At 65.5% G+C, this 24,504-nt stretch carries 23 protein-coding genes; 12 read left to right on the forward strand and 11 right to left on the reverse strand.

Annotated elements, in window-relative coordinates:
* The first annotated feature begins 61 nt into the window (after positions 1 to 61).
* Positions 62 to 286 (forward strand): hypothetical protein, encoded by a 225-nt coding sequence (locus AC1DD3_RS11050; protein ID WP_476876444.1) that lies wholly within the window; start codon positions 62 to 64, stop codon positions 284 to 286.
* Positions 287 to 379: 93 nt separating this feature from the next.
* Here AC1DD3_RS11050 and AC1DD3_RS11055 read toward each other — a convergent pair whose 3' ends face one another.
* The 4 genes from AC1DD3_RS11055 to AC1DD3_RS11070 all read right to left on the reverse strand — a co-directional run bounded on the left by AC1DD3_RS11055 (position 380) and on the right by AC1DD3_RS11070 (position 2,768).
* Positions 380 to 664, reverse strand: coding sequence for a hypothetical protein (locus AC1DD3_RS11055; RefSeq protein WP_230120050.1), 285 nt, complete (start codon positions 662 to 664; stop codon positions 380 to 382).
* Positions 665 to 766: 102 nt separating this feature from the next.
* Positions 767 to 1,078, reverse strand: a complete 312-nt coding sequence (locus AC1DD3_RS11060; RefSeq protein ID WP_230120051.1) for an AzlD domain-containing protein — start codon at positions 1,076 to 1,078, stop codon at positions 767 to 769.
* The gene (locus tag AC1DD3_RS11065) at positions 1,075 to 1,851 is read right to left on the reverse strand and encodes an AzlC family ABC transporter permease (protein ID WP_230120052.1); all 777 of its coding nucleotides are present in this window, start codon (positions 1,849 to 1,851) and stop codon (positions 1,075 to 1,077) included. Before AC1DD3_RS11065 ends, AC1DD3_RS11060 begins: the two co-directional genes overlap by 4 nt.
* A 41-nt stretch (positions 1,852 to 1,892) precedes the next feature.
* Positions 1,893 to 2,768 (reverse strand): glycerophosphodiester phosphodiesterase, encoded by an 876-nt coding sequence (locus AC1DD3_RS11070; protein ID WP_230120053.1) that lies wholly within the window; start codon positions 2,766 to 2,768, stop codon positions 1,893 to 1,895.
* Between the two features lie 50 nt (positions 2,769 to 2,818).
* Between AC1DD3_RS11070 and AC1DD3_RS11075 the strand changes: the two genes are divergently transcribed.
* Entirely contained in the window at positions 2,819 to 4,171 is a 1,353-nt protein-coding gene (locus AC1DD3_RS11075; RefSeq protein WP_230120054.1) for a DUF445 domain-containing protein, read from the forward strand.
* 195 nt (positions 4,172 to 4,366) lie between these two features.
* On the forward strand, positions 4,367 to 6,592 hold the full coding sequence (locus AC1DD3_RS11080; protein WP_476881650.1) for a M1 family metallopeptidase: 2,226 nt from the start codon (positions 4,367 to 4,369) through the stop codon (positions 6,590 to 6,592).
* Positions 6,593 to 6,606: 14 nt separating this feature from the next.
* Here the strand turns inward: AC1DD3_RS11080 and AC1DD3_RS11085 are convergent, their stop codons facing one another.
* From AC1DD3_RS11085 to AC1DD3_RS11095, 3 genes are all read right to left on the reverse strand, one after another.
* Positions 6,607 to 7,356 carry a LamB/YcsF family protein gene (locus AC1DD3_RS11085; protein WP_230120056.1) on the reverse strand — a complete coding sequence of 250 codons (750 nt, stop codon included), beginning with the start codon at positions 7,354 to 7,356 and terminating at the stop codon, positions 6,607 to 6,609.
* On the reverse strand, positions 7,340 to 8,170 hold the full coding sequence (locus tag AC1DD3_RS11090; RefSeq protein ID WP_230120057.1) for a hypothetical protein: 831 nt from the start codon (positions 8,168 to 8,170) through the stop codon (positions 7,340 to 7,342). The genes AC1DD3_RS11085 and AC1DD3_RS11090 overlap by 17 nt, the downstream gene beginning before the upstream one ends.
* Positions 8,171 to 8,319: 149 nt before the next feature.
* Positions 8,320 to 8,910, reverse strand: coding sequence for a hypothetical protein (locus tag AC1DD3_RS11095; protein WP_230120058.1), 591 nt, complete (start codon positions 8,908 to 8,910; stop codon positions 8,320 to 8,322).
* 61 nt (positions 8,911 to 8,971) lie between these two features.
* Here AC1DD3_RS11095 and AC1DD3_RS11100 point away from each other — a divergent pair, with 61 nt between their 5' ends.
* The gene (locus AC1DD3_RS11100; RefSeq protein ID WP_476881651.1) at positions 8,972 to 10,330 is read left to right on the forward strand and encodes an MFS transporter; all 1,359 of its coding nucleotides are present in this window, start codon (positions 8,972 to 8,974) and stop codon (positions 10,328 to 10,330) included.
* Positions 10,331 to 10,374: 44 nt separating this feature from the next.
* Here the strand turns inward: AC1DD3_RS11100 and AC1DD3_RS11105 are convergent, their stop codons facing one another.
* The 3 genes from AC1DD3_RS11105 to AC1DD3_RS11115 all read right to left on the reverse strand — a co-directional run bounded on the left by AC1DD3_RS11105 (position 10,375) and on the right by AC1DD3_RS11115 (position 14,658).
* Positions 10,375 to 12,744, reverse strand: a complete 2,370-nt coding sequence (locus AC1DD3_RS11105) for a glycoside hydrolase family 65 protein (protein WP_230120060.1) — start codon at positions 12,742 to 12,744, stop codon at positions 10,375 to 10,377.
* A gap of 112 nt (positions 12,745 to 12,856) precedes the next feature.
* On the reverse strand, positions 12,857 to 13,603 hold the full coding sequence (locus tag AC1DD3_RS11110) for an HAD family hydrolase (RefSeq protein ID WP_230120061.1): 747 nt from the start codon (positions 13,601 to 13,603) through the stop codon (positions 12,857 to 12,859).
* Between the two features lie 437 nt (positions 13,604 to 14,040).
* Complete coding sequence (locus AC1DD3_RS11115) at positions 14,041 to 14,658, reverse strand: alpha/beta hydrolase (RefSeq protein WP_230120062.1); 618 nt, start codon at positions 14,656 to 14,658, stop codon at positions 14,041 to 14,043.
* Positions 14,659 to 14,855: 197 nt separating this feature from the next.
* On the opposite strand from AC1DD3_RS11115, the gene AC1DD3_RS11120 reads away from it, so the two are divergent.
* From AC1DD3_RS11120 to AC1DD3_RS11150, 7 genes are all read left to right on the forward strand, one after another.
* Complete coding sequence (locus AC1DD3_RS11120) at positions 14,856 to 15,113, forward strand: DUF6458 family protein (RefSeq protein WP_230120063.1); 258 nt, start codon at positions 14,856 to 14,858, stop codon at positions 15,111 to 15,113.
* Positions 15,114 to 15,433: 320 nt separating this feature from the next.
* On the forward strand, positions 15,434 to 16,243 hold the full coding sequence (locus AC1DD3_RS11125) for a DeoR/GlpR family DNA-binding transcription regulator (protein ID WP_230120064.1): 810 nt from the start codon (positions 15,434 to 15,436) through the stop codon (positions 16,241 to 16,243).
* Positions 16,240 to 17,238, forward strand: coding sequence for a 1-phosphofructokinase family hexose kinase (locus AC1DD3_RS11130; RefSeq protein ID WP_230120065.1), 999 nt, complete (start codon positions 16,240 to 16,242; stop codon positions 17,236 to 17,238). Before AC1DD3_RS11125 ends, AC1DD3_RS11130 begins: the two co-directional genes overlap by 4 nt.
* 2 nt (positions 17,239 to 17,240) lie before the next feature.
* Positions 17,241 to 19,286, forward strand: coding sequence for a PTS fructose transporter subunit IIABC (locus tag AC1DD3_RS11135; protein WP_476881652.1), 2,046 nt, complete (start codon positions 17,241 to 17,243; stop codon positions 19,284 to 19,286).
* A 46-nt stretch (positions 19,287 to 19,332) separates the two neighbouring features.
* Positions 19,333 to 19,611, forward strand: coding sequence for an HPr family phosphocarrier protein (locus tag AC1DD3_RS11140; RefSeq protein ID WP_230120067.1), 279 nt, complete (start codon positions 19,333 to 19,335; stop codon positions 19,609 to 19,611).
* A 230-nt stretch (positions 19,612 to 19,841) separates the two neighbouring features.
* The gene (locus AC1DD3_RS11145) at positions 19,842 to 20,312 is read left to right on the forward strand and encodes an SRPBCC family protein (protein ID WP_230120068.1); all 471 of its coding nucleotides are present in this window, start codon (positions 19,842 to 19,844) and stop codon (positions 20,310 to 20,312) included.
* Between the two features lie 40 nt (positions 20,313 to 20,352).
* Positions 20,353 to 20,619, forward strand: a complete 267-nt coding sequence (locus AC1DD3_RS11150; protein ID WP_230120069.1) for a DUF7218 family protein — start codon at positions 20,353 to 20,355, stop codon at positions 20,617 to 20,619.
* A 41-nt stretch (positions 20,620 to 20,660) separates the two neighbouring features.
* Here AC1DD3_RS11150 and ku read toward each other — a convergent pair whose 3' ends face one another.
* A complete protein-coding gene (gene ku, locus AC1DD3_RS11155) occupies positions 20,661 to 21,710 on the reverse strand; it encodes a non-homologous end joining protein Ku (protein ID WP_230120070.1) in 1,050 nt (349 codons plus the stop codon).
* Positions 21,711 to 21,750: 40 nt separating this feature from the next.
* On the opposite strand from ku, the gene AC1DD3_RS11160 reads away from it, so the two are divergent.
* A complete protein-coding gene (locus AC1DD3_RS11160) occupies positions 21,751 to 24,444 on the forward strand; it encodes an ATP-dependent DNA ligase (protein WP_230120071.1) in 2,694 nt (897 codons plus the stop codon).
* Positions 24,445 to 24,504 lie beyond the last annotated feature (60 nt).

Here is a 24,504-nt window from a genome sequence, read left to right on the forward strand (position 1 = left end):
CCTTCATGGAGCGAACAATGGCACTCTTCACGTGTGAATATGTCCGGCTGGCAGCGTCATCATGAACCGCTCACAACTTGCCCAATTCATGAAGCACACCGGCGACCCGGAAGTGACCCTGACATCCGCGTCCACCGAGGAGCTCGGCATCATCGTGGACGCGCTGTACCGGAACCTGGACACCCCTAAACCAGTGCTCGGCGCCCAAGACTGGTACGACCTTGCCAGCGAAGAACTGGCCCGGCGCTCGTTGCCCGATTCTCCTGATGCTTACGGTGCCGCCTGATCAATGCCGCCTGATCTCGCTGCCGCCTGATCACCTAGCAGGGCGCACCTCGGCAGGGGCGCACGTCCGTGACGTCTTGCGCCTGGCGTGCGTCTAGGAATCGTCACCGGTATCGTCGGCCCGCCCGTGCGCCTTCTCATGGGCCTGCTCCGCCTCGTGGGCCTGCTCCGCCTCATGGGCATGCTCTGCCTCATGGGCGTGCTCTTTCGCCTCAATCAGATGCTGCTGCAGCTTTTCCTCCGCCTCGCGGCGGCGGCGGGACGTATCGCGGAGCTCCCTGGTGGCCTGGGAGCCGCCCACCTCAATGTAGGGGGCTCCCGATTTCTCCGAGACTTCCCTGGTGGAGGCTGTTTCCTCCTGGGCTGATTCGTCATTCATGGTCGGTCCGTCCTCTCCGAAATTCAACAACATTGAGCGTCACTCTACGGTCTACTCATTCACACCCAGCCTGACACGTCAATGCCGGGGCAGGCCGCCATTTCAGTTCCAGCCCGCCAGCCGCAGCAGGGCTGCTGCCCCTGCCCCGGCCAGGACTACCACCAGGAAGGGGGCACGGAAGAGGAGCGCAACTGCGGCCGCGGCCAGCGCCCCGAGCCGGGCATCGAGGATCAGCGACTGGCCTGACGCCACAGCGTTGACGACCGTCAGCGAGGCCAGCAGCCCGATGGTCATTGTTCCGGCGACCCGCGACATCCGGGGATTCTGCAGGAGCGAAGCCGGCACCAAGTAGCCCAGCAGCTTCCAGGCATATGCGAAAAGGCACGACAGGAGCAGCCATCCCCACAGATTCATGCCGCACCCCCGGGGGCCGTTCCGGATTCCCGGTGCGGGCCATGGCGGCGCCCGGTGTAGGGATCGATGTCGGGTTCCAGCCCTTCATCCTTGGGTCCGTGGCTGAACCATCCGATGAGGGCGGCCACTACCGCAGCTATCAGGATGGGCACGCCGGCAGGAACGAACGGCACCGCCAGCACGGTGGCCAGCGCGCAGACGACGGCGATGGCAACCGGTTCCCTGCCCTTCAGCCGGGGCCAGAGCAGGCCAAGGAAGGCTGCCACCGCAGCACCGTCGAGCCCCCACTGCTTTGGATCGCCCAGCGCGCCTCCGGCGAGGGCACCCACGGCGGTGAAAATATTCCAGAGCACAAAGACGCCGATTCCCGCGGTCCAGAATCCGCGGTGCTGTTCGGCGGGATCGGTCTGGCCGGTGCTCGTAGCCGTGGATTCGTCGATGGTCAGTTGGGCGGCGACAAGCTTTCGCCATCCCTTCGGGTGCAGCAGTACGTTGAGCTGCATGCCGTAGATTCCGTTGCGCATCCCCAGCAGCGTCGCGGCCCCCATGGCTGCCAGCCCGGACCCGCCGCCGGCAACCACTCCGATGAACGCGAATTGCGAGCCGCCGCTGAACAGCAGCAGGCTCAGGGCCATCGTCTGCCAGAAGTCGAGGCCGGAAGTAACGGAAAGGGCGCCGAATGACACACCGTACAGGCCTGTGGCCACACTGATGGACAGGCCTACCCGAACAGCCAGAGATTGCAGGAGCCGGGCCGGCCAGGTGATGGGCATGGCACCACTCAATCACAGCGGTGGCGCCCGGGCGAAGCCGGCTACAGCTGGGCGAGTACGAGGGCAGGTTTATTGGTGGTGATCTCGTGGATCCCCAGCCCCTGGCACAGGGCTACGTCGTTCGTGGCGTCCACAGTCCAGACCCTGAACCTGCGGCCCGAATCCAGCCAGCGCCGGACTGTGCGGGAATGCTCGCGCACGTAGTCGATGCCGGGCCCGGCCATGCCCACTTCGCAGTCGTTGAGGATCCGTTCGCCCTCCAGCTGGGCGGCCTTCATAACGTTCGCCACTGCGCCGCCGGTCAGCGGACCAAGGCCGAGTTCTTCCCGGATTTCCGCGACGTTGATGTCGTCCACCAGCTGGCAGATGAATTCAGCGGGAACCGTCTTGCACAGATGACGCACGGAGTCCGGGCTGAAGCTCATGAATGTGACCCGGATATTGCCCAGCCTGGACGTCCGCGGGTCCCATCCCTCCGCCCTCAGGACTTCCAGCACCCGGTCCTCGAGTTTCAGCTGGTACGGGCTGGGGTGTTTCAGTTCGATCGCGAGGCCGATGTCCCGCCCGGATTCCCGGAGAAGGTCCAGCAAATCGGGAAGGGTCAGGAACTGTTCCGAGCGCGCCCCGTAGGCCTCGGGAATACGGACACCCTTCCATGACGAGAAATCCAAGAGCCGCAGTTCGTCAATCGTCCTTTCCGCCACCGGGCCGGTGCCGTCCGAGGTGCGGTCCAGGTTGGCATCATGCAGCAGAACCACATGTTGGTCCCGGCTCAGCTGCACATCGCATTCCACGCCGTCCGCCCCGTCAGCCAATGCGCGGAGATACGCAGCTCGGGTGTGCTCCGCGAAGTCCGCGCTGGCACCACGGTGGGCGTAGACCAAGGGACGGGCTGGAACTGACTCGTCGGGTGTCATGCTGACACGTTAGCCGACGACAGACCGGGAAGCGGGGCTAGGCTGGGCACATGCAGGTGAACTCTGAGCCAACCACGCAGCCGGCCCCTCCGCCCGCCGGCCCTCCCGTCCAGGGCCGTCCGGCCCAGGCGGGTCCCGCCGTCGCCCCGAACCCGCTCGCTGCAGGTGACGCTGAAAAGGCGGCCGCCCTGCGGAAAATGAAGCTCGTGGCCCTCGCCCTGCTGATCGCCATGGCAGTTGTGTTCGTCTTCGCGTTTGCCCTGCAGAAGCAGTACCCCTGGCTCGAATATGTCCGGGCCGCGGCCGAAGGCGGCATGGTAGGTGCCCTCGCGGACTGGTTCGCAGTAACAGCCCTGTTCAAGTACCCCATGGGCCTGAAGATTCCGCATACCGCCATCATTCCGCGGCGCAAGGACCAGATCGGGGCGTCGCTCGGTGAGTTCGTGGAGACCAATTTTCTCTCCGAACAGGTGGTCCAGGACAAACTTGCCAGCATCAACATTTCGGGCAAGGTGGGCCAGTGGCTGTCCGGACCGGGCGGCGCCGAACGCGTCGCCAAGGAGGGCGCCGCAGTTATCCGCGGCGCCTTCAAGGTGTTGAATGACGACGACGTCCAGGCAGTCATCGAGGGCATGGTGCGCAAGCATCTGCTTGCTCCGCCGTGGGGACCTCCGGTGGGCCGGATGGCCGAGCGTATCTTCGCTGAAGGTCACCACCACAAGCTTGTTGACCTGCTGGTGGACCGGGCGGCGGACTGGGTGGCGGCCAATCACGAGACGGTCAGCCGCCTCGTCACCGAACGATCACCGCAATGGGTGCCCAGCTTCGTGGACGGGATCGTGGGAGACAAGGTCTACGTTGAGATCCTGAAGTTCGCACAGGCTGTTCAGTCCGATCCACAGCACCAGGTGCGTCTGTCCATCGACAAATACCTCACGGACCTTGCGCAGGACCTCCAGTTTGATCCGGCCATGATCGCCCGCGCCGAAGGCATTAAGGCACAGGTCCTCGGAGATCCGGAGGTTCGTGAACTGGCCTCGCGGACCTGGGCGACCATCAAGGGCGCGCTGCTCACCGCCGTCGACGATCCCGACAGTGAACTGACGGTGAAGTTCAAGGCCGCCGTCCGCGACTTCGGGACACGCCTGGTCAACGATGACGAACTCGCCGGCAAGGTCAACGCCTGGATCGGCGACGCCGCGGGCTACCTGGTCCGGACTTACCGGTCCGACATTGCCGGGGTAATCACCGATACCGTGGCGCGCTGGGATGCCGAAGAGACGTCGCAGAAGATCGAACTCCAAGTGGGCAAGGACCTGCAGTTCATCCGGATCAACGGCACTGTGGTGGGCTCCCTGGCCGGCCTGGCCATCTTCGCGGTGGCACACCTGGCGTTCGGCTGACGTTCGGCCATCGTGAACCGCAGCCCGCTACTCAGCGCCGGGAAAAAGCGGGACTCTTGACAGGAGGGGCGGCCGAGGCCACCTTGGTGTCTACAACGCACCCTTGGTCTCCCGCCGGCTCATACGGTTCCGTCGCGGCGCGGGCCCTGATCCGGCACTGCGGCGTTGCCATCGTGGAGTTCCGAACGAGGTGCCATGAGTCCCAACCCAAAAGAACCGACGGCGGTCCGGGCCGCCTTCGCCCGTCCCGCCCACCGCAGGCCACTGCACCGCACGGGCCTTTTCCTCGCGGCACTGCTTCTGGCCGCTGCGCTCCCCGCCCAGTTACTGACTGTCCAGGCCAAATCTGCGTCGGCTGCGAAAAGCCCGCCTGCAGTTGACAGCTTTGCGCCCGGCTCCCCCGGCCTGGGCGATCCCTATTTTCCGCTCGACGGCAACGGCGGCTATGACGTCCGGAACTACCTGCTTAACCTCAGCTACGACCCCGCCACCGGCCTGCTCGCCGGCTCGGCCACCATCAGCGCCCGCGCAACGCAAAACCTCTCCGCATTCAATCTGGACCTCGACGGCCTGACGGTCCGCTCCGTCAGAGTGGACGATGAACCCGCGGCCTTCAGCCGAAGCGGAGCCGAGCTCACCGTAACACCGCAGGACGGCATAGCGGACGAAGATGCTTTCAAAGCCATCGTGACCTATGACGGGATTCCAAAGGCCATCAACGACCAGTTTGGCACCTCAGGATTTTTGCACACCGACGACGGATCGCTCGTGATCGGGCAGCCCCACGTGGCCGCTACCTGGTTCCCGGCGAATGACCACCCGCTGGACAAGGCGTCCTTCACTTTCCGGATCACTGTTCCCGACGGGCTGGAAGTCGTGGCGAACGGAGTGCTCCGGGAAAAGGAATCGGAGCATGGCAAAACAACGTGGACCTGGCGTGCTGAAGCGCCGATGGCCACCTACCTCGCCACGGCCAACGTGGGCCAGTTCAACCTCCGCCAATACCGGGACGGCGGGATCAGCTTTGTGGACGCCATCGATCCTGACCTCTTCACCCCTGTGGTGACTCCGCGGACAGGAACCAACTTCGCGTGGTCGCACAACGGCAACAGGTCCTACACGCGTCTGACAAAGGTCATCAGCGTTCCGCCGGGCGGTGCCCGGCTTTCCTTCTGGCTGTGGCGGAACATTGAGGCAGGGCGGGACTTCACCTTCGTGGAAGCCCACACGGCCGGCGCCCAGGACTGGACCACCCTCCCCGATGCGAACGGACACACCGCGGCGGATACTGGACGCGCCTGCCAGGAACTGCTGTCCCTGCACCCGTTTCTCACCCATTATCAAACCGATAACGGCAAGGGGGCCTGCCGGCCCACGGGCACGTCAGGCAAATGGTGGGCGGCAACCGGGCAAGGTACGGGCTGGGAGCAGTGGGCAGTCGACCTCGCCCTCTTCGCCGGGAAGAAAGTCGAAGTCTCCGTCACGTACGCCAGCGACGCTGCCATTACGTTCGACGGTGTGTCCGTAGACGACGTCGCCGTCTCCACCGGGGACGGCACCACGTCGTTCGAGGACGACGGAAACATCCTGGACGGCTGGGCGGCCTCAGGACCGCCGGCTGACAGTCCCCCGGGCGAAACTCACTGGACGGCAGGCACGGAGGGGCCTCCATCGCTGGGCCAGAAGGTGCAGTCATCCTTCAAGCGGCAGCCCGAAATCATCCGCTTCCTGTCCGGGTTCCTGGGGCCATATCCCTTCACTGCGGCCGGCGGCATCGTGGACGACGTGAAGAACCTCGGTTTCGCGCTGGAGAACCAGACCCGGCCCATCTACTCCAAGTTGTTCTTCAACACTCCAACGGGCGGCGACTCGGTGGTGGTCCATGAACTGGCGCACCAGTGGGTGGGCGATGACGTGGCTGTCAGGGCGTGGCGGGACATCTGGCTGAACGAGGGTTTCGCCACCTACACGGAGTGGCTGTGGAGCGAGAGCGAAGGACGGGAGACACCGCAGCAGATCTTCGACTTCTACGCCACGGCGATCCCCGCGGAAGCGCCGTTCTGGTCCGTGAAAATCGGCGACCCCGGAACGAAGGCACTGTTCGACTTCAGTGTCTATGCGCGCGGCGCCATGACACTGCACGCACTTCGGACGCGGGTGGGCGACGACGTGTTCTTCGACATCCTCCGCGAATGGACGGAGTCCCACGCCGGCGGCAACGTCTCAAGCGAGGACTTCATGAACCTCGCACAGCAACTGTCCGGCCAGGACCTGCGGGCCTTCTTCACCACGTGGCTGTTTTCGCCGACCAAGCCTGCGGAACTCAACACTGTGGTGCGGAAGAGCGGCCCTCCAAGCGGTACCCCCGAGACAGCGAGGCTGCTGGAGCAGCGGCTTGGGGCGGGACTCAAACCCCGATAAAGCACGGAGGCCGCTCAGGCGAAAGGCTCAAGCTCCACACCGGCTTCTTGCAGCCCCGCGCGAACGGCGGCGGCCATGCCCACGGCGCCGGGCGTATCACCGTGGATGCACAGCGAATCCGGATCGACCCGCACCACCGTGCCGTCCACTGCCACTACCTCGCCTTTCAGCGCCAGCCGGACGGCCCGCTCAACGATTGGACCGACGTCGTGCAGCACGGAACCTTCCTGCGAGCGCGGCACCAGGGTGCCGTCCGGGAGGTAGGCGCGGTCAACGAACGCCTCGCGGAACACGGGGTGGCCGGCTTCCTGGGCGTGCTTCAGCAACTCCGAGCCGGGGAGCCCGAGAACCGGAAGTCCCGGGTCGTAGGCCTGGACGGCCGCCACGACGGCTGCCGCCTGCTCGGCATCGCGGAATGTCCGGTTGTACAGGGCTCCATGGGGTTTGACGTAGTCCACGGAGGCGCCCACTGCATGCGCCACTCCGTCCAGCGCGCCCAACTGGTACAGGACATCCCCGAAAAGCTCGTCAAAGGACATGTCAAGGGAGCGCCGGCCAAAGCCCGCGAGGTCCCGGTAGCCAACGTGGGCCCCCACCGTGACGTCCAGTTCGAAGGCCGCGCGGCAGCTGTCCAGCATGGTCACCGGATCACCGGCATGGAACCCGCAGGCCACGTTGGCGCTGGTGACGAGCTGGAACATGGCAAGGTCATCGCCCATGGTCCACGAGCCGAAGGACTCGCCCAAGTCAGCGTTCAGATCCACCGTTGCTCCCTTCCAGCGTACGGTTCAGCCGCGCTGCCGCTTCCGGCGATGCACCCGCTGCGGCCGTCAGTTCCCCGGGAATGGTGTCCGGCATAGGGCCGAATGCCTCCTTGGCATTCGCCACGACCGCCCGGCCCATCATGAGGTTGCCGGCGCCGCCCACCACGGCGCCGATTCCAAACGGCAGTGCCCGGCCGAACAGCGCCGTTCCCTGGCGCTTCAGCAGGCTCCGCAGAAAGACTTTCTGGACGCGCTCCCGAATGGCGCCGAAGCCATTGGAAGGCATCTTGCGCGCCAGAACGCTTCCCCAGGCCTGGGTGGCGCCCTTTCCCTTGCCGAGGGCCTGGCCGCTCAGCGAGCCAAGCAGCGCCGTGCCCTCTTCGCCCAACATCACGGCCATGACCATGGTGCTGGCTTTGTCGGGGTCGGTCATCCTGATGCCGTGGAGTTCCGCCAGGGACGTCGCGTAAAGCGCCGTCGCTTCGAGGAAGGCCACGGTGGCCGCTGCGGAGAGACCCAGCGAGGCGATGGTTCCGACCCCCGGGACCACGGCCGTTGCGCCCACCAGGGCGCCGCCGCCAGTGACTGCAGTGAGGTAGTCGCGTTCCAGCCTCGCCGCAAGCTGGGACGCAGAAGCATGGGGGTGACGGCGTTGGAGCCTGCGGATGTTGGCCACGACGAGTGGTCGCTGGATATTTACCGCGCGCAGCAACAGGTTGTGGACGCCGGGCTTGGGATTGCCGTGGGCATCGAACACCGCATTGTGTGCTGTTTCCTGCGCGATTTTCATCGCCGGGTTGCGTCTGTTGGCCATCTTCACCTCTACCTCGGAACAATTACTTCGGAACAAATCGACAGCCGGTTGCTGTCGCCTAGGCCTTAACACTAGGCCACGGCCCTGACCCTGTGGGCCTGGGCCGGGCCTGGGCCGGGACGCAGGCCGGGACGCAGGCCGGCCCAGCGCTACATCACCCAGGATTCGGCGACGGCCAGGTAGGCGGACGAAGAAGGCCCGCGCGGCCCGGCATAGACGGTGGGGGCGCCCGGCCACTCAACACCGAATTCTGACAGCCGGCCCGCGCTGCACGGCAGGTAGACGTTGCTGAGGGAAGCGCTGGCCCGTCCGAGCTGAAACTCAGGTGCGGAAAACTGTCGGCGGTCCAGCACGCCGGAGATTTCGAGTGCTGCCCGGCGCCCGGTGGCCGTGAACCCGCGCTCAAGGTCGAGGTGCATGTCGAAATCGTCCTGGGTGTGGCTGATGGCGTTAAGTGGAAAGCGGGCGGCTTCCGGTAAATAACGAGTCAGCTCGGATGCGAGGGTTTGGGCGAAGTGCTCGCTGGGGCCGTAGCTGCGCCAGCCTTGGAGCGTGGCCACCAGCAGAGCCGTCCCTGTTCCCCATTTGGACCACTCGGCCTTCCAGAAGGAAGCGAAACAGCTGGCCGGCTCACCGGGAATGTGGACGCCATTCCCGTCCACGGGATGCAGGGCAAGGCCGCAATTGGTCCCGATCAGCGCAACGCTGCGCCGCCATGTTCCGGCGGGTGTGTTCCCCATCCCACGAGCTTATCCCGCGGCGCGCGTTCCCCCACCGGGAGGCTCGGCCTAAAATTGCCGTGTGCCCCTCCCCCGAGCGCTGCGCCCATTTTCCCATCGTGAATACCGCGTGCTGATCACGGCCCTTGCCGTGTCCATCTTCGGTTCGGGGATGTGGGCTGTCGCCATGGTGTACCAAGTCATTCAGCTTCGCGGCGGCCCTCTTGAGCTGTCCCTCGTGGCCACGGCCGGAAGCGTGGGGCTGGTCGCGTTCGTCCTCGCAGGCGGCATCGCCGCCGACCGCGTGCCTCAGCGCCTGCTCATCATTGCCGTGGAAGGCGCAAATCTGGCCGTGATCGCAAGCATCAGCGGCCTGGCAATGGCGGGCTGGCTGGCGCTCTGGCATCTGGTGGTTGGCGCCTTCGTGCTCGGTGTGGGCGCCGCCTTCTTCTTCCCTGCCTACTCCGCGATCCTGCCGAGGCTCCTGCCACCCGAGGATCTGCTGGCGGCCAACGGCATGGAAGGGACCATGCGCCCCATACTGCAGCAGGCGGCCGGTCCGGCAGTTGCAGGCATCGTGGTGGCCGGGCTGTCGCCGTCCCATGCCGTGACGGGCGTGGCGGCGTGCCATCTGGTGGCTTTCATCATTCTGAATTTCCTCGGCCAGCACGCCCTCAGCGCTTCTGCCAACCGCGCGGAGCACGAAGGGAACCCGGTCGGGAGGGACGCCCAGCCCGGCGCGGCCGGACCGCACGTGGTCAGGCCACGGAATTCCTTCTTCCATGACCTGCACGAGGGCGTCACCTACACCTTGCGGACACCGTGGCTGCTCTGGACTCTGCTCTGGGCCTGCATCTCAGTGCTGTTCCTGATCGGGCCAATAGAGGTACTCATGCCCTTCGTGGTCCGCGACCAGCTGGGTGGGGACTCCACCATGTTCGGCTTCCTGCTGGCCGTGATGGGAATCGGCAGCGCCGCCGCCGCGCTGGTCACTGCCTCGTTTAAGCTCCCGCGCCGGTACCTGACGGTGATGATGGTGTCCTGGGGTGCAGGCAGCCTGCCGCTGGCCGCCGTGGGACTCATGGACAATTTCTGGGTGCTCGCCCTGGCGCTGTTCATTTTCGGCGCCACCGGCAGCGTGGGGATGGTGATCTGGGGAACGCTGCTGCAGCGGCGCGTGCCGGCTCATCTTCTGGGACGGATCTCAAGCCTGGATTTCTTTGTGTCCCTGGCGCTCATGCCCGTTTCGATGGCGCTGGCCGGACCGGTCGCGGCCGTGCTGCCCCTCTGGATCATCTTCCTGGTGGCAGGCAGCGTCTGCCCTGTGGTGGCAATCGTGGCGATGCTTGCGGCCCGGATGGCCGGGGACGAGATAACCCACCCGCTGGAACGGCAACACGGCTTCTCCGCGGACGCCGACGTCAAAAGCCGCCGACAATAACTGCGGCCGGCTGCCCGGAACGGGCAGCCGGCCGGTCTTGCGCATCAGGCGCGGGCGCGCACCACGGGAAGGCTTGCCGTGGGCGGACCGCTCGGGAAGACCGACGGTTCCGGCACTTCGACCGGTTCGAGGGCCACGCGGACGGAGTCGGCGCCGACGGAATAGACCCCGCCGCGCACGTCGATGTCCAGCGGTTCACCTTCCAAGACGCTCAGCGTGATGCTGGCGTCGACGAGTTCCACGAGGAGGAGCCTTCCCTGCAGCCTCAGGTGGAAGGAAAGGCTGTCCCATTCCTCGGGCAGCCGGGGATCGAAATACGGCACCGCACCCTGGTCCCGCAGGCCGGCGAAACCACATACCAACGAGCTCCACACGCCGCCGGTCGAAGCGATGTGCACGCCGTCGATCGTGTTGCCATGCGAATCATCCAGGTCGATGAACACTGCGTTGGTGAAGTGCTCAAGAGCCGCCTTCCGGTAGCCCACTTCGGCAGCCATGATGCCCTGGACGCACGCGGACAGCGTCGAATCACCCGTGGTGATGGGGTCGTAGAAATCGAAGGCGCGGCGCTTCTCCTCGGCGGTGAATTCCTGCCACTGCAGGAACATGGCCAGCACCGTGTCCGCCTGCTTGAGCACCTGGTGCCGGTAGATCACCAGCGGATGGAAGTTCAGCAGCAGCGGGTACTTGGAGCGTGGCGTCGTCCAGTCCCATGGCTCCAGGGTCATGAAGTCGTTGTCCTGCGAGTACACCTGGAAATGCTCGTCGAACGGAAGCTGGATACGGGACGCCGCCGCCTCCCAAAGCTGCCGCTCGGCGTCGTCGATTTCCGGATGGTCCAGCGCCGCCGCAGCGCGCAGGTTAAAACGGGCCATGACATTGGTGTAGAGGTTGTCGTTCACCACTGCCGTGTACTCATCCGGACCGGTCACGCCGTGGATGTGGAACTGGCCGTCCTTGCCGAAGAACCCCAGGGACACCCACATGCGGGCGGTCTCCACGAGCAGGTCCGCGCCCATTCCATCGCGGAAGTCGGAGTCTCCGCTCGCCCAGACGTACCGGTTGGCGGCAAAGGCAATCGCGGCAGCAATGTGGAACTGCGCAGTGCCTGCCGCGTAGTAGGCGCTGGCCTCCAAGCCGTTGATGGTGCGCCACGGAAACAGTGCGCCGTCCACGCTGAGCTCCTTGGCCCGGATCTTGGCGTCCGGCAGCATCTCGTGCCGGAACTCCAAAACCTGACGGGCGCCGTCGGGGTTTGAATACGACAGGTACGGGAGGAGGTAGACCTCCTGGTCCCAGAAGTAGTGCCCCTCGTAACCGGAGCCGCTGACGCCCTTTGCCGGAATGCCGGCTACGCCGGCGCGGGCCGTGGCCTGGGCCAACTGGAAGAGGTTCCAGCGGATGGCCTGCTGCACGTCGGGCTGGCCACCCACCTTGATGTCGGTGGTGGACCAGTAGTCGCGGTAGTGTGCCTCGCTCTCGGCGAAGACTTCACCTACCGGCTTCAGGCCCGCCGCTGCCGTGTCCGCCGGGTCCTGGCCTGTTTCGGCGTCTGCCGCTGCCGGCACCCCGATGCGGGCGCCCCGGGCCACCGCGTAGCTGACGCTCTTCTCGAGCCGGAACGGCTCATGGGATCCAACTGCCAGCACGTAACGGACGCTGCTGTCGTCCTGGTCCACGAGCGTATCGAACGGCTGGTGCCCTGCAGAGGTCCAGTGGTCGACGGCGATTCCCACGCGCTGCTTCGACTCCGCCGCTTCCCAGGAAAGGCGGAGCGAACCGTCGCCGCCGTCGAGCCTCAAGGGCAGCAGGACGCGCCCTGCGTGCCGGCCCGCCCTGCGCGGATCGTGCGCGGAGTGGTCGTCCACCGGCTGGTCCTGGCGGTTGATCACGGACGAGGTGACGTCGGCGGAGACGGCGCGGTCCGCGGAGAGCTCCAGCGAAATAGCGAGACAGCCGCGCGATTCGAAGCCCACGGCGCGGCGCTCCACGGTGGTGACGGTGGCGCCCGAACGGCATTGCCACACGATGCGGCACTCGTAGATTCCGGTGGCGAAATCTACGGAACGGCGGTAGTCCAGCACCGTCGATTCAGCGAGGCTGAGCATCTCGCCGTCCACGATCACCGTGAAGTTGTTGGCATCCGGAATGTACAGGATCCGCTGGCCGGTGCGCGCGAAACCGAAGGCATTTTCAGCGTGCTTGATATCCCAGATTTCGTGGAACCCGTTGATGAAGCTGCCCGGGAGCTCCGCATCCGCCGCCGCCCAATGGGCGCCCCTGATACCCAAATGTCCGTTTCCAAGGGCAAACAGCGTTTCCAGGGTGCCGGCATTGCCGGCGGCATGACCGGTCTCCACGAGCTTCCAGGGATCGTTGGGGAAGCGGACGCGGTCAGCAGTGATGAGTGCCATGAGTGGCGTTCCTTAGGCGGTTGGAGGAGCGGCCAGGGTTGGGGGCCTGGCAGGATTGCGCAGTGGAGGCGGAGCTCCGTGAAGGCGGAGCTAGAGCTCTGTGAAGGCGGTGCTAGAGGAGTTCGTCAAGGTCGTTGACCACTAACGTGGCGCCCGCCTCCAGCAGCGTCTGTCGCCCTGCGCCGCGGTCCACTCCGATGACGGAGTGGAAGCTGCCCGCGCTTCCGGCCTGCACGCCGGAAACCGCGTCCTCGACGACGACGCACTCTTCGCTGGGCAGCTCAAGGAGCCGGGCGGCGTAGTCATAGGTTGCCGGGCTGGGCTTGCCGGGAAGGCCTTCAGCGGCTGCCACGACGCCGTCCACCACCACCTGGAAATGGCCGTCGAGCCCCGCCGCGCGCAGCACGGACGGTGCGTTCCGGGACGAGGAGACGACGGCGACCTTGAGTCCCCGGGCCAGCGCGGCTGTGAGGAAACGCACCGACCCCGCGTAAGGGTCAACGCCGGCGCCGACGATGTCGTTGAAGATCTTGTTCTTCCGGTTGCCCAGTCCCTGGACTGTCTCGTTGTCCGGCGAGTCGTCGGTGGGACCTTCGGGGAGCTCGATGCCGCGCGACGTCAGGAAGTCCCGGACGCCGTCGAACCTGGGCTTGCCGTCAATGTGCTCGAAGTAGTCGCTTCCGCGGTAACCGGACTTCCCGGGCTTGGATTCGAGGTAGCCGTCAAAGAGTTCCTGCCACGCGCGCTCGTGGACCACGGCCGTGGGCGTGAGCACGCCGTCGAGGTCGAACAGGATGGCGGCGGCGTCCGTCCAGTTGTTCGGAGTGCTGCCGGGGAGGGTCTTCAGAAGATCAGTCATGCCTGGTGCGGTGTCCTTTCGGATGGCGGACAGCAGTGGTTGGGGACCATGCGGGGAGGAGGTGCGGCGTCGGCGACCGCGGGTGGAGCATCTTACGGCGCAATGCCTCGACTGGGGAGTGCCCGGGGGCGCGTTCAGGTGGCTTAAATGCGCAGTCGCTCTGAGAAACGTCTGCTTCCATCATGAGGCCGTTGTCCGGTCAGGGCAAACGCGCGTGGATTCACGCCCGGAGGCATTTGCACATACATCGCGTGACCCAGCCCTTTCAACACTCAGTCAAGGACCGGTAGTTTCGGCCGAAGACGAGTGTAAGCGCTTACAAATTTGGCGTGCAACTGTTTTTACCAAGCCGCAGGAGTTTGACTCCCCGGGGACCAACTCCTGGCGCTTTGCATCAGCTCAGTTGCAGGACACGGGTCAGTGTTGCAGGACGTGGCTCAGGGCAGGACGTAGTGGCGCAGGAACGCGCTGACGTCCACCATCTCCCTCTTGGACATTGCATGGCCCATGCCCGGGTACGTGCGTGCCGTCAGCTGGGTGTGGGCATTCAGCCACTCCTCGGCATAGGCAACAGCTTCCTCGTTGATGATCAGGTCGGCCCTGTCCCGTCCCCAGAAAAAGGGCGGCGGGGTGTCGAAGGATTCACTGAGCGCCAGCAGATCGTTGTCCAGCACAAAGCCGGAAAGGCCGACGACGGCCGGAAAGTCCCGCGGCCGCAGCCGCAGCAGGGTGCTCGCCATGGCCATCCCCTGCGAATACCCCAGCAGGCTCACGCTGCTGTGGCCGCCCTTGACGGAGTCAATCCAGGAAAAGACCGAGTTGGCGGCGGCAATGACATCGGCGAAGTCGTTCGTGAGGAAGTAGTCCAGCAGGAACCAGCCGTAACCGTCGGCGATCGGCATCGGCGCGCGGAGAGCGGCGCAGGTGAATTCGGACGGGAGGTAGTCGAACAGATTCACCATCCGCGACTCGTCCGTGCCATAGCCATGCATCATCACGAGCAGCGGCGTGCCGGAGCGCTCATTTTCCGGCTTCGACCAAACGACTGTCTCCATCGGAACAGCCTAACGACTCCCCGTACGGGAACTGCAGGCCGGCCAGCGTGCTGACCTGCGCGTTTGATTGAAACAGGGGGTACTGCGCTGTAGCCTGACGATTGACAGCATGCTTAGCGAGTGGCGCATGCTTCGCCGGATTTACCGAGTGCCGCACTTACCAGGTTGCGAGAAGTCGCCAACACAAGGAGCAAGTCATGAGAATCGGTTCCGCCATCTTCCTCATTGCCATCGGTGCCATCCTCGCCTGGGCCATCACCCCCGGCCTGATTCCCAATGTCGACCAGACTTTGGTCGGCTACATCCTGATGGCGGTGGGAGTTATCGGGCTGATCGCTTCGCTTGTCCTGGCGTCCCCCGGCCGAAGCCGCCGCATCAGCGAGACACGTTCCGTTGTGGACCCCAACACCGGCGAGCGCATCACGCGCAACGAAAGCCGCGACGGCGGACTGTAGCCCCGCCGCTGCCCGCCGCATCCAGCCGGTGCCCTTCCGTGAAACTCCAGATAAAGCACCGGACTGCCGGGCCAGACCCTTCGGTCCGGCCCGGCAGTCTGTTTTCATGTTGTTTTTCATTGACAAAGCAACATGATCGAAGATAAAGTCAAGTAATTACAGATCGTGTGATGGCAGTCACTGAGGCTTCAATTGCTGGAGTGTCGGCCGCTGGCAGTAGGCCCCGGGGAGACAGCCAGCCGGAAGCCGTTCGCTGATCAGTAAGAGACAGACGATTTTGCAGTATTCACGCAGAGCAGTACTTACGCAATGGAGGGTATGTGTTTGCCGAGGAGCGTCAGCAGCAGATCGCGGGGCTCGTTGCAGCCAGCGGCCGCGCCAGCGTGACCGACCTCGCAGAGCGCTTCAGGATCACCACCGAAACCGTCCGCCGCGATCTCGCCGCCCTTGAATCCGCCGGCAGCGTCCGCCGCGTTCACGGCGGCGCTGTTTCCGCGGACCGTTTCAGCACCACCGAAGAAAGCATCCTGGAGCGGACCATCCAGCGACAGGGGCAGAAGCACCGCATCGCCGAGGCTGCCCTCGCCTTCCTGCCGCAGGGCCCCTCGAGCAGCATCCTCCTGGACGCCGGCTCAACCACCGAGGTCCTGGCCGACATCCTGGCCCGCCGCAGTGCCGTATCAGCCAAGCACAACGGAGCCGAACAGAATCAGGAACTGGTGGTCATCACGCACGCCATTCCCATCGCCGCCAAACTCGCCAGTACGCCGGGCATCGCCCTGCAGATCCTGGGCGGCCGGGTCCGGGGACTGACTCAGGCCGCCGTTGGCCAGGCAACCGTGGACGCCGCCCAGAAGCTCCGCCCGGACATCGCCTTTGTGGGAACCAACGGCATCCATGCAAGCTTTGGCCTGAGCACCCCCGATCCCGAAGAAGCCGCCGTCAAGGCTGCCTTCGTCCACTCGGCCCGCCGCATTGTGGTGCTGGCCGATTCGTCCAAGCTGGATGCGGAAACGCTGGTCCAGTTCGCCTCATTGAAAGATCTGGACACCGTGATCACTGACCGCAAGCCCAGCCCCGAACTAGCCGCGGCCCTCGCCGACGCCGGCGTTGAGCTGGTGATCGCATGATCGTCACGCTCACGGCAAACCCCAGCCTTGACCGCACGGTGGCGCTCCCTGGCCCGCTCGAACGCGGCGAGGTCCAGCGTGCCGTCTCCGTCAGCCAGGAGTCCGGCGGCAAGGGAGTCAACGTCTCCCGCGCCCTGGTGGCCTCCGGGCTGGAGACCGTCGCGGTGCTCCCCGGCGGGGACTCCGATCCGGTCCTGGCCGGGCTCCGTGACGCCGGGGTGCCGTTCGCCGCGCTGGCCATCCATGAGCCGCTGCGGACCAACGTGGCCCTCACTGAGCCCGGCGGCGTCACCACCAAGATCAACGAGCCCGGCCCGGTGCTCGGCGAAGACGCCCAGGAGGCGCTCATTGGGCTGCTCCTGGAACGCGCCAAGGGCGCCAGCTGGGTTGTCCTCGCGGGGTCCCTCCCGCCAGGAGTTCCTAACGATTTTTACGCCACTGTCACCCGGAGGCTTCGTTCCGCGGACACTGGAAACAGAGTTCCGCAGATCGCCGTCGATTCCTCCGGGGCACCACTCGCCGCGGCCATCGCCGGCGATGCATCAGGGGCAGTCTCCGGGAAACCGGACCTGCTCAAACCCAACGCCGAGGAGCTCGCGGAACTTGCCGCCGCGGCAGGATTCGCCTCGGTGAGCACGGCTGAGGAACTCGAAGCGGATCCGGAGGCTGCCGCGGCAGCCGCCGCCGCCGTCGTGCGTTCCGGCGTAGGGGCCGTGTTGGCAACGCTCGGTTCAAAGGGCGCTGTCCTTGTGACGGCCGACGGCGCGTGGCTGGCCACGCATCCGCCGGTCACCGCGGTCAGTACGGTCGGCGCGGGCGATTCGTCGCTGGCTGGCTATCTGCTCGCCGCCAGCCAGGGCGCCGCCCCGGCTGATTGCCTCCGTCAAGCTGTGGCGCACGGCGCCGCAGCCGCTTCCCTGCCGGGCTCCACAGTTCCGGCAGTCCACCAAACTACCCCCGACGCCGTTACCATCACGGCCCTCCGGAAGGATTGACAGTGACTCAGCTCATCACCACCGACCTGGTCGAGCTCGACCAGAACCTGGGCAATTCGCCCGAGGACGTGATCCGCCACCTGGCTGGCAGGGTTGCTGCCACCGGCCGCGCGAGCGAAGTCGAAGGCCTCTTCACTGACGCCTTCGCCCGCGAGCAGAAGACGGCAACCGGCGTGCCCGGCGGCATCGCGATCCCCCACTGCCGCTCGTCCGCGGTGACCGTTCCCACGCTCGCCATGGCCCGCCTCTCCCAGCCCGTCGACTTCGGCGCCAAGGATGGCCCTGCCGACCTCATCTTCTTTATCGCAGCCCCCGCCGGCGCAGACCAGGAGCACCTCAAGCTCCTGTCCAAGCTGGCCCGGTCGCTGATCAAGAAAGACTTCACCGGTGCCCTGCGCGCCGCGTCCAGCCAGACGGAAATCGTTGAACTCGTCGAGGGCGCCCTGGCTGACAAGCCTGCGGCACCCTCCGCTGCACAAGCCCCCGTACCAGCAGCCGCACCAGCAGCCGCCGGCGCCGCTGCCCCCGCGAAGGGTGGCCCCAAGCGCCTCGTCGCCGTCACCGCCTGCCCCACCGGCATCGCCCACACCTACATGGCAGCCGACTCCCTCGTCGCAGCGGCCCAGGAAATGGGCGTGGACCTCCAGGTGGAGACCCAGGGCTCCTCGGGCGCCAAGCCCCTCGACCCTGCCATCATCGCCGCAGCCGACGCAGTGATCTTCGCCGTGGACGTGGATGTGCGCGGCAAGGAGCGGTTCGCAGGCAAGCCCGTCATCAATGCCCCGGTCAAGCGCGGCATCGACGAACCCGCCAAGATGGTCCAGGAAGCACTGGACGCCGCGGACAACCCGCACGCCCGCCGCGTCCCGCACTTTGGCGCCGAAGAGCAGGCCGAGCAGGAGGCCACCGAAAAGGGCGAACACATCGGCCAGAAGCTGAAGAGGGCCCTGCTCACCGGTGTCAGCTACATGATTCCCTTTGTCGCCGGCGGCGGCCTGCTGATCGCCCTGGGCTTCCTGCTGGCTGGCTTCGACATCGCCCTGGGCACAAAAGCCAACGACATCCTGGCAAACAACACCCTGCTCAACCTTCCCGACGGCAACCTGGCCCTCTACCTGGGCACCGTTTTCTTCAAGGTCGGCGCCCTGTCCATGGGCTTCCTGGTGCCCGCACTGGCCGGCTACATCGCCTACGCCATCGCCGACCGTCCGGGCATTGCGCCAGGTTTCGTGGCCGGTGCCGTATCCGGTTTCATGGGTGCCGGGTTCCTCGGCGGCATCGTCGGCGGCTTGCTCGCAGGCTACATCGCACACGTGATCGGGACGTGGTCGGTGCCGCGCTGGCTCCGCGGCCTGATGCCGGTCGTGATCATTCCGCTGCTCGCCTCCATCGTCGCTTCGGGCGCTATGTTCCTATTCCTCGGCGGACCGATCGCAGCCATCACTGTGGGGTTGAACACCTGGCTCTCCGGCATGTCCGGTGCCTCGGCCATCGTGCTGGGCATCATCCTCGGCCTCATGATGTGCTTCGACCTCGGCGGCCCGGTCAACAAGGTTGCCTACGCCTTCGCCGTCGCCGGGCTCGGTGCAGGAAGCGCCACCAACCAGGCGCCGTGGCAGATCATGGCGACCGTCATGGCTGCCGGCATGGTCCCGCCGCTCGCGATGGCCCTGGCCACCGTTCTGGACAAGAAGCTCTTCAGCCTGGCTGAGCGCGAGAACGGCAAGGCAGCCTGGCTGCTGGGTGCCTCCTTCATCTCGGAGGGCGCTATTCCGTTCGCCGCAGCCGATCCGCTGCGCGTCATCCCCGCGAGCATGGTGGGCGGCGCCGTCACCGGCGCTCTCACCATGGCCACCGGTGTAACGTCACAGGCACCCCACGGTGGAATCTTTGTGTTCTTCGCCATCGGTAACGTCGTGATGTTCATCGTCGCCATCCTTGCCGGCACCGTTGTCAGCGCGCTGATCGTGGTCGCACTCAAGCGCTGGGCTGCCCGCAAGCCCGTTGATACGGTGGAGACCGTCCCTGAAGCCGTCCCCGCCCGCTGATTCTTCAGCAGCCCAATTCCCCCTACCGCAATCGCAAGGAGCAAAAATGTCCGAACGTACCGCAACCGTCGCCAGCCGAGTAGGCCTGCACGCCCGCCCCGCCGCCATCTTCGCTGAGGCAGCCGGCGAGTTTGACCTCGACATCACTATCGCCCGCGAAGGTGAGCCGGCTGACGAAGCCATGGACGCCGCCAGCATCCTGTCCCTCATGAGCCTTGGCGCATCGCACGGCGACGTTGTGGTGCTCCGGGCAGAGGGTGATGGCGCCGACGTCGCCCTCGATCGTCTGGTCCAGATCCTCGAGACCGACCACGACGCCGAATAGGTCTAAGCAGGCTCACGACGGCCGGCTTCCGGCGCAGCATCCCGACAGCCGGGAACTGCGCCGGTGCCGGCCGTCGCTGTTTCTGAGTTCTCGCTGTCCATCAAAAATCCCGACTGGTAAGCAAACTTAGCAGTTTCTTGTTTTTGCTCTTCAGCCCCACTAGCTTGGAATTGTGCCCCGTGCCGTTCAGTACCGCCCGGACATCCCGGGCTGAAGGGAGGCCTGACAAAGTGACAACCTTGCAGGAAAGCATTGACGTCGAAGTTCCGGTCAACACCGCCTACAACCAGTGGACGCAGTTCGAATCTTTCCCCCGGTTCATGAAGGGGGTTGAATCCGTCGAGCAGATCGACGAGACCTCGCTCCACTTCCGAACGAGGGTAGCCGGCATCAGGCGCGAATACGACGCGCAGATCCTTGAGCAAACGCCGGACCGGTGCATCGCCTGGGTCAGCAAGGATAAACCCCGCAATGCCGGCAGAGTCACCTTTGAAAGCCTCGGTCAGGACCTTTGCCGTGTGAACGTGGAACTTGAATGGGAGCCGGAGGGCCTCCTCGAAAAGACCGGCGCCGCCGCGCACGTGGATGAAACGCAGGTTTCGTCCGACCTGCTGCGCTTCAAGGAGTTCATCGAATCACGCGGCATTGAGACCGGCGCCTGGCGCTCGTCCGTGGATCGCGGAGAAGTCGACGCCGAGTAAATGGATGCGCACTAACAAACCACGATCCGCGGAGGTAGCCATGCCTGAGAGAAAGAACCCGAGCCTCAAGGATCCCGAACTCTACGAAGAGCTCCGTGAGGATGGAGCCTCGAAGCAGAAAGCGGCCCGCATCTCCAACGCCGCCGCCAATAAGGGCCGCTCCGAAGTTGGCCGCAAAGGCGGGAAGTCCGGCGACTACGACGACTGGACCGTGGCCCAGCTTAAAGCCAAAGCCAAAGAGATCGGCCTCAAAGGCTATTCCGGCAAGAAGAAGAGCGAACTCATTTCCGCGCTCAGAAATTCCTGAGCGGTGCGCTCATGAGACCGGCGGCCGGGGTATCCGGTTCCTCAAGCGCCCTTCCGCGCAGTCTTGGTGGCGGCCGGCTTGGCAGCAGTCTTCGTGGCCGTCGTCTTGTTGGCAGCAGTCTTGGTGGCGGCCGGCTTGGCAGCAGTCTTGGTGGCCGCAGTCTTGGCCGCAGCCTTGGTGGCCGCACCGGTCTTCGCCGCCGTGCCTGTCCTGGACGCTGCCTTGGCCGCAGTTTTGGTACCGGACCTCGCGGCCGTCTTTGCCGGAGCCTTGGAGGCACCGCCGACCTCTTCACCGCCGCCTGCCCCGCGTTTCCGGTCCAAACTGCGCTTGAGCGCCTCCATCAGGTCGATGACTTCCCCGTTGCCGGACTCCCCGGCCTCGACGCCGAAGGTCTCTTCCGTATCCAGGGAGTCGCCCTTCTCCAGCTTGGCCTCGATGAGCTGGCGCAGCTGGGACTGGTAGTCGTCCGTGAACTGCTCCGGTTCGAAATCGGAGGCCATAGACTCCACCAGCGCGGCGGACATTTCACGTTCCTGGGCGGAGATCCGGATGGTCGTCTCCAGGGCAGGAAAACCTGCCTCACGCACCTCGTCGGCCCACAGCAGGGCCTGCAGCATCAGGACGTCGTCCCGGATCCGCAGAGCACCCAGCCGCGTCTTGTCCCGCAGGGCGAACTGCACGATTGCCACACGGTCGGTGTCCTCGAGCGCCCGGCGCAACAGCATGTAGGCCTTGGGCGACTTCGAATCCGGTTCCAGATAGTAGCTCTTCTCGAACATGATCGGATCAAGCTGCTCGGACGGAACGAACTGGACCACTTCGATCTCGTGGCTGTTTTCCGCGGGAATGGCCTTGAGCTCCTCGCGGGAAAGGACCACGGTCCGGCCGTCGTCCTCGAAGGCTTTGTCGATATCGGCATAGTCCACGACCTTGCTGCAGACCTCACAGCGGCGCTGGTAGCGGATCCGGCCGCCGTCGGCGTTGTGCACCTGATGGAGGCTGATGTCATGGTCCTCGGTGGCGCTGTACACCTTGACCGGGACGTTGACCAGCCCGAACGCAATCGCGCCTTTCCAGATCGCTCTCATGAGACAAGTGAACATCACACTTCGCCGGAGGTGAAGCCCTTTGGCCGGCGGTAAGGAACGGGTGCGGGTCGGCGGCCGCGAATTGACGCTGACCAACCTGGACAAGGTGCTCTACCCTGCGACCGGTACCACCAAGGCAGACGTCCTGGCCTATTACGCCGCTGTGGCCCCCGCGCTGATCCCGGCTGCAGCCAACCGGCCGGCCACGCGGAAGCGGTGGGTCCACGGCGTGGGGACGGCGGAAGAGCCCGGGCAGATGTTTTTCCAGAAGAACCTCGACCATTCCACTCCCGGGTGGGTTCCCCGGGCCGCCATCACCCACAAGACCAGCACCAATTACTATCCGCTGGTGAACGACCCCGCCACGCTGACATGGCTGGCGCAGATCGCCTCGCTGGAGATCCACGTCCCGCAGTGGAGGGTGGACTCGCACGGCAACGCGCTGCCGCCTGACCGGATCGTCCTGGACCTGGATCCCGGCGAAGGGGCAGGCCTCCCTGAATGCGTGCAGGTGGCATTGCTGGCGCGGGACATCCTCAAGGACGTGGGACTGGACCCGGTTCCGGTGACGAGCGGCAGCAAGGGCATCCACCTCTACGCCGGCCTCGACGGCACGCAGACCTCGGACCAGATTTCCGATTTCGCCCATGAACTGGCCCGCGCGCTCGAGGCCGACCACCCGGATCTTGCCGTCAGCGACATGAAAAAGGCACTTCGAACGGGCAAGGTCCTGGTGGACTGGAGCCAGAACAACGCGGCCAAGACCACCATCGTTCCGTACTCGCTGCGCGGACGGCTGACGCCCACCGTGGCTGCTCCGCGGACCTGGCGGGAGCTGAGTTCCGCGTCCCTCCGGCAGTTGGACTACGAGGAGGTCATGCGCCGGGTAGGAGCCGGCAAGGATCCCTTTGCCATCGTTGACGAGAGCAGCGGAGCCACCCACACCGTACCCTCCAGCGCGGACCACAGCCACGGGGACCACTTACCCGGACACGTCGGCACCGGCCACCACAGCGCAACGCCGGCCGCTGGAACGGCCGACGGCGGCGCTCGCCGAAGCGGCGGCCATGAGGATCCGCGTCTGGACAAGTACCGCTCCCTGCGGGACCAGGGTGAGACGCCGGAGCCCTTTACCGCCGAAAAGCACCACTCAGCCAAGGGCAGCGGCGACCGGGTCCTGGAAGACGCCCAGGCCAGCGCAGCAGAGAACGCCGGGAACCAGGATGCGAACGAAATCTTCGTGATACAGGAGCACCATGCCAGCCGCCTGCACTACGACTTCCGGCTTGAGCACGAGGGCGTACTGGTCTCGTGGGCGCTGCCGAAGGGCGTTCCGGACACCGGCGCCAAGAACCATCTGGCCGTCCAGACCGAGGACCACCCGATGGACTACGCGGATTTCGAAGGCACCATTCCCAAGGGTCAATATGGCGCCGGCACGGTCAGTCTCTGGGACAGGGGCGTGTACGAACTGGAAAAGTGGGTTAACGGCAAGGAAGTCATCGCCACGCTCACTGGCCAGGAGGGCGGCGGGCTTGGCGGTACCAGGAGATTCGCCCTGATCCACACCGGGCAGGGCCAGAGCGAGCAAAGCCAGTGGCTCATCCACCTGATGGACAAGGGATCCGGTATCCGGACAAAGCGCGCCGCCTCAACGGCAGCAACGGAGTCTGCGCCCGCCAAGGCGGCGCCCGGTGAGGACACCGCTGCCGAGGCCGCGTCCACCAATGGCCCACCCACGAAGGCCGCATCCCGACGAAACAGCATCATCGAGGACCCTGTCCCGATGCTGGCCACCGCGGGCACCACCGCCGACCTCCACGGCAGCGAGTGGCATTTCGAACTCAAATGGGACGGGATCCGTGCCCTGGTGGTGGCGGACAGCGAAAAGATCCGACTCATCAGCCGCAACGGAAACGACATGTCCGCCAGCTACCCGGAACTGACGGACCGGGACTGCTGGCCGCCGCAGGACTTCATAGCGGATGGTGAGATCATCGCCGTCGGACCCCGCGGCAGGCCGGACTTCGGGCTCCTTCAGGGGCGGATGAAGCTAACCAAACCCGGTGATGTGAAGAAGGCCCGTGCCGCCATCCCGGTGCGGCTCATGCTTTTCGATCTGCTCGCCGACGGCGGCGAGGACCTGCGCAGGCTCCCCCTCGAGGAACGCCGGGACCGGCTCGCTGACTTTTACCGTCCGTCGGAGTTCCCGGTGGAGCTCTCCGAGACGTTGGACGAGCGTGTGGAACACATCCTGGAAAGTGCGCGGGAACTTGGCCTGGAAGGGGTCATGGCCAAACGCGCTGACAGCCGCTATGTCAGCGGCCAGCGGAGCCGGTCGTGGATCAAGCTCAAGATTGAGCAGACGCAGGAAGTGGTGGTGGGCGGCTGGCGGCCGGGCAGGGGTGAACGGTCGGACACCGTGGGGTCATTGCTGCTGGGCATACCCGACGGGAAGAAACTCCGCTACGTGGGCCGCGTTGGCAGCGGCTTCAGCAGCCGCGAATTGAAGGAACTGCGCCAGACCATGGACGGGCTGACCCGGAAGACCTCGCCGTTTGAAGAGGTTCCCGCCCTCGACGCAGCCGACGCCCGCTGGGTTACGCCCGGCCTCGTGGGCGAGGTGACTTTCGGCGAGTGGACCGGCAGCGGAAAACTCCGGCACCCGGTGTGGCGCGGCTGGCGGCTGGATAAGAAGCCGGAGGACGTCGTCGCCGAATCCGCCGGTTCCTGACCCGGACGGGCAACCTCAAAGTCACCGGGAGGCGCACAACGGCCCAAGACGCGCAAATGG

Source organism: Arthrobacter sp. 05T444, from assembly GCF_056395905.1.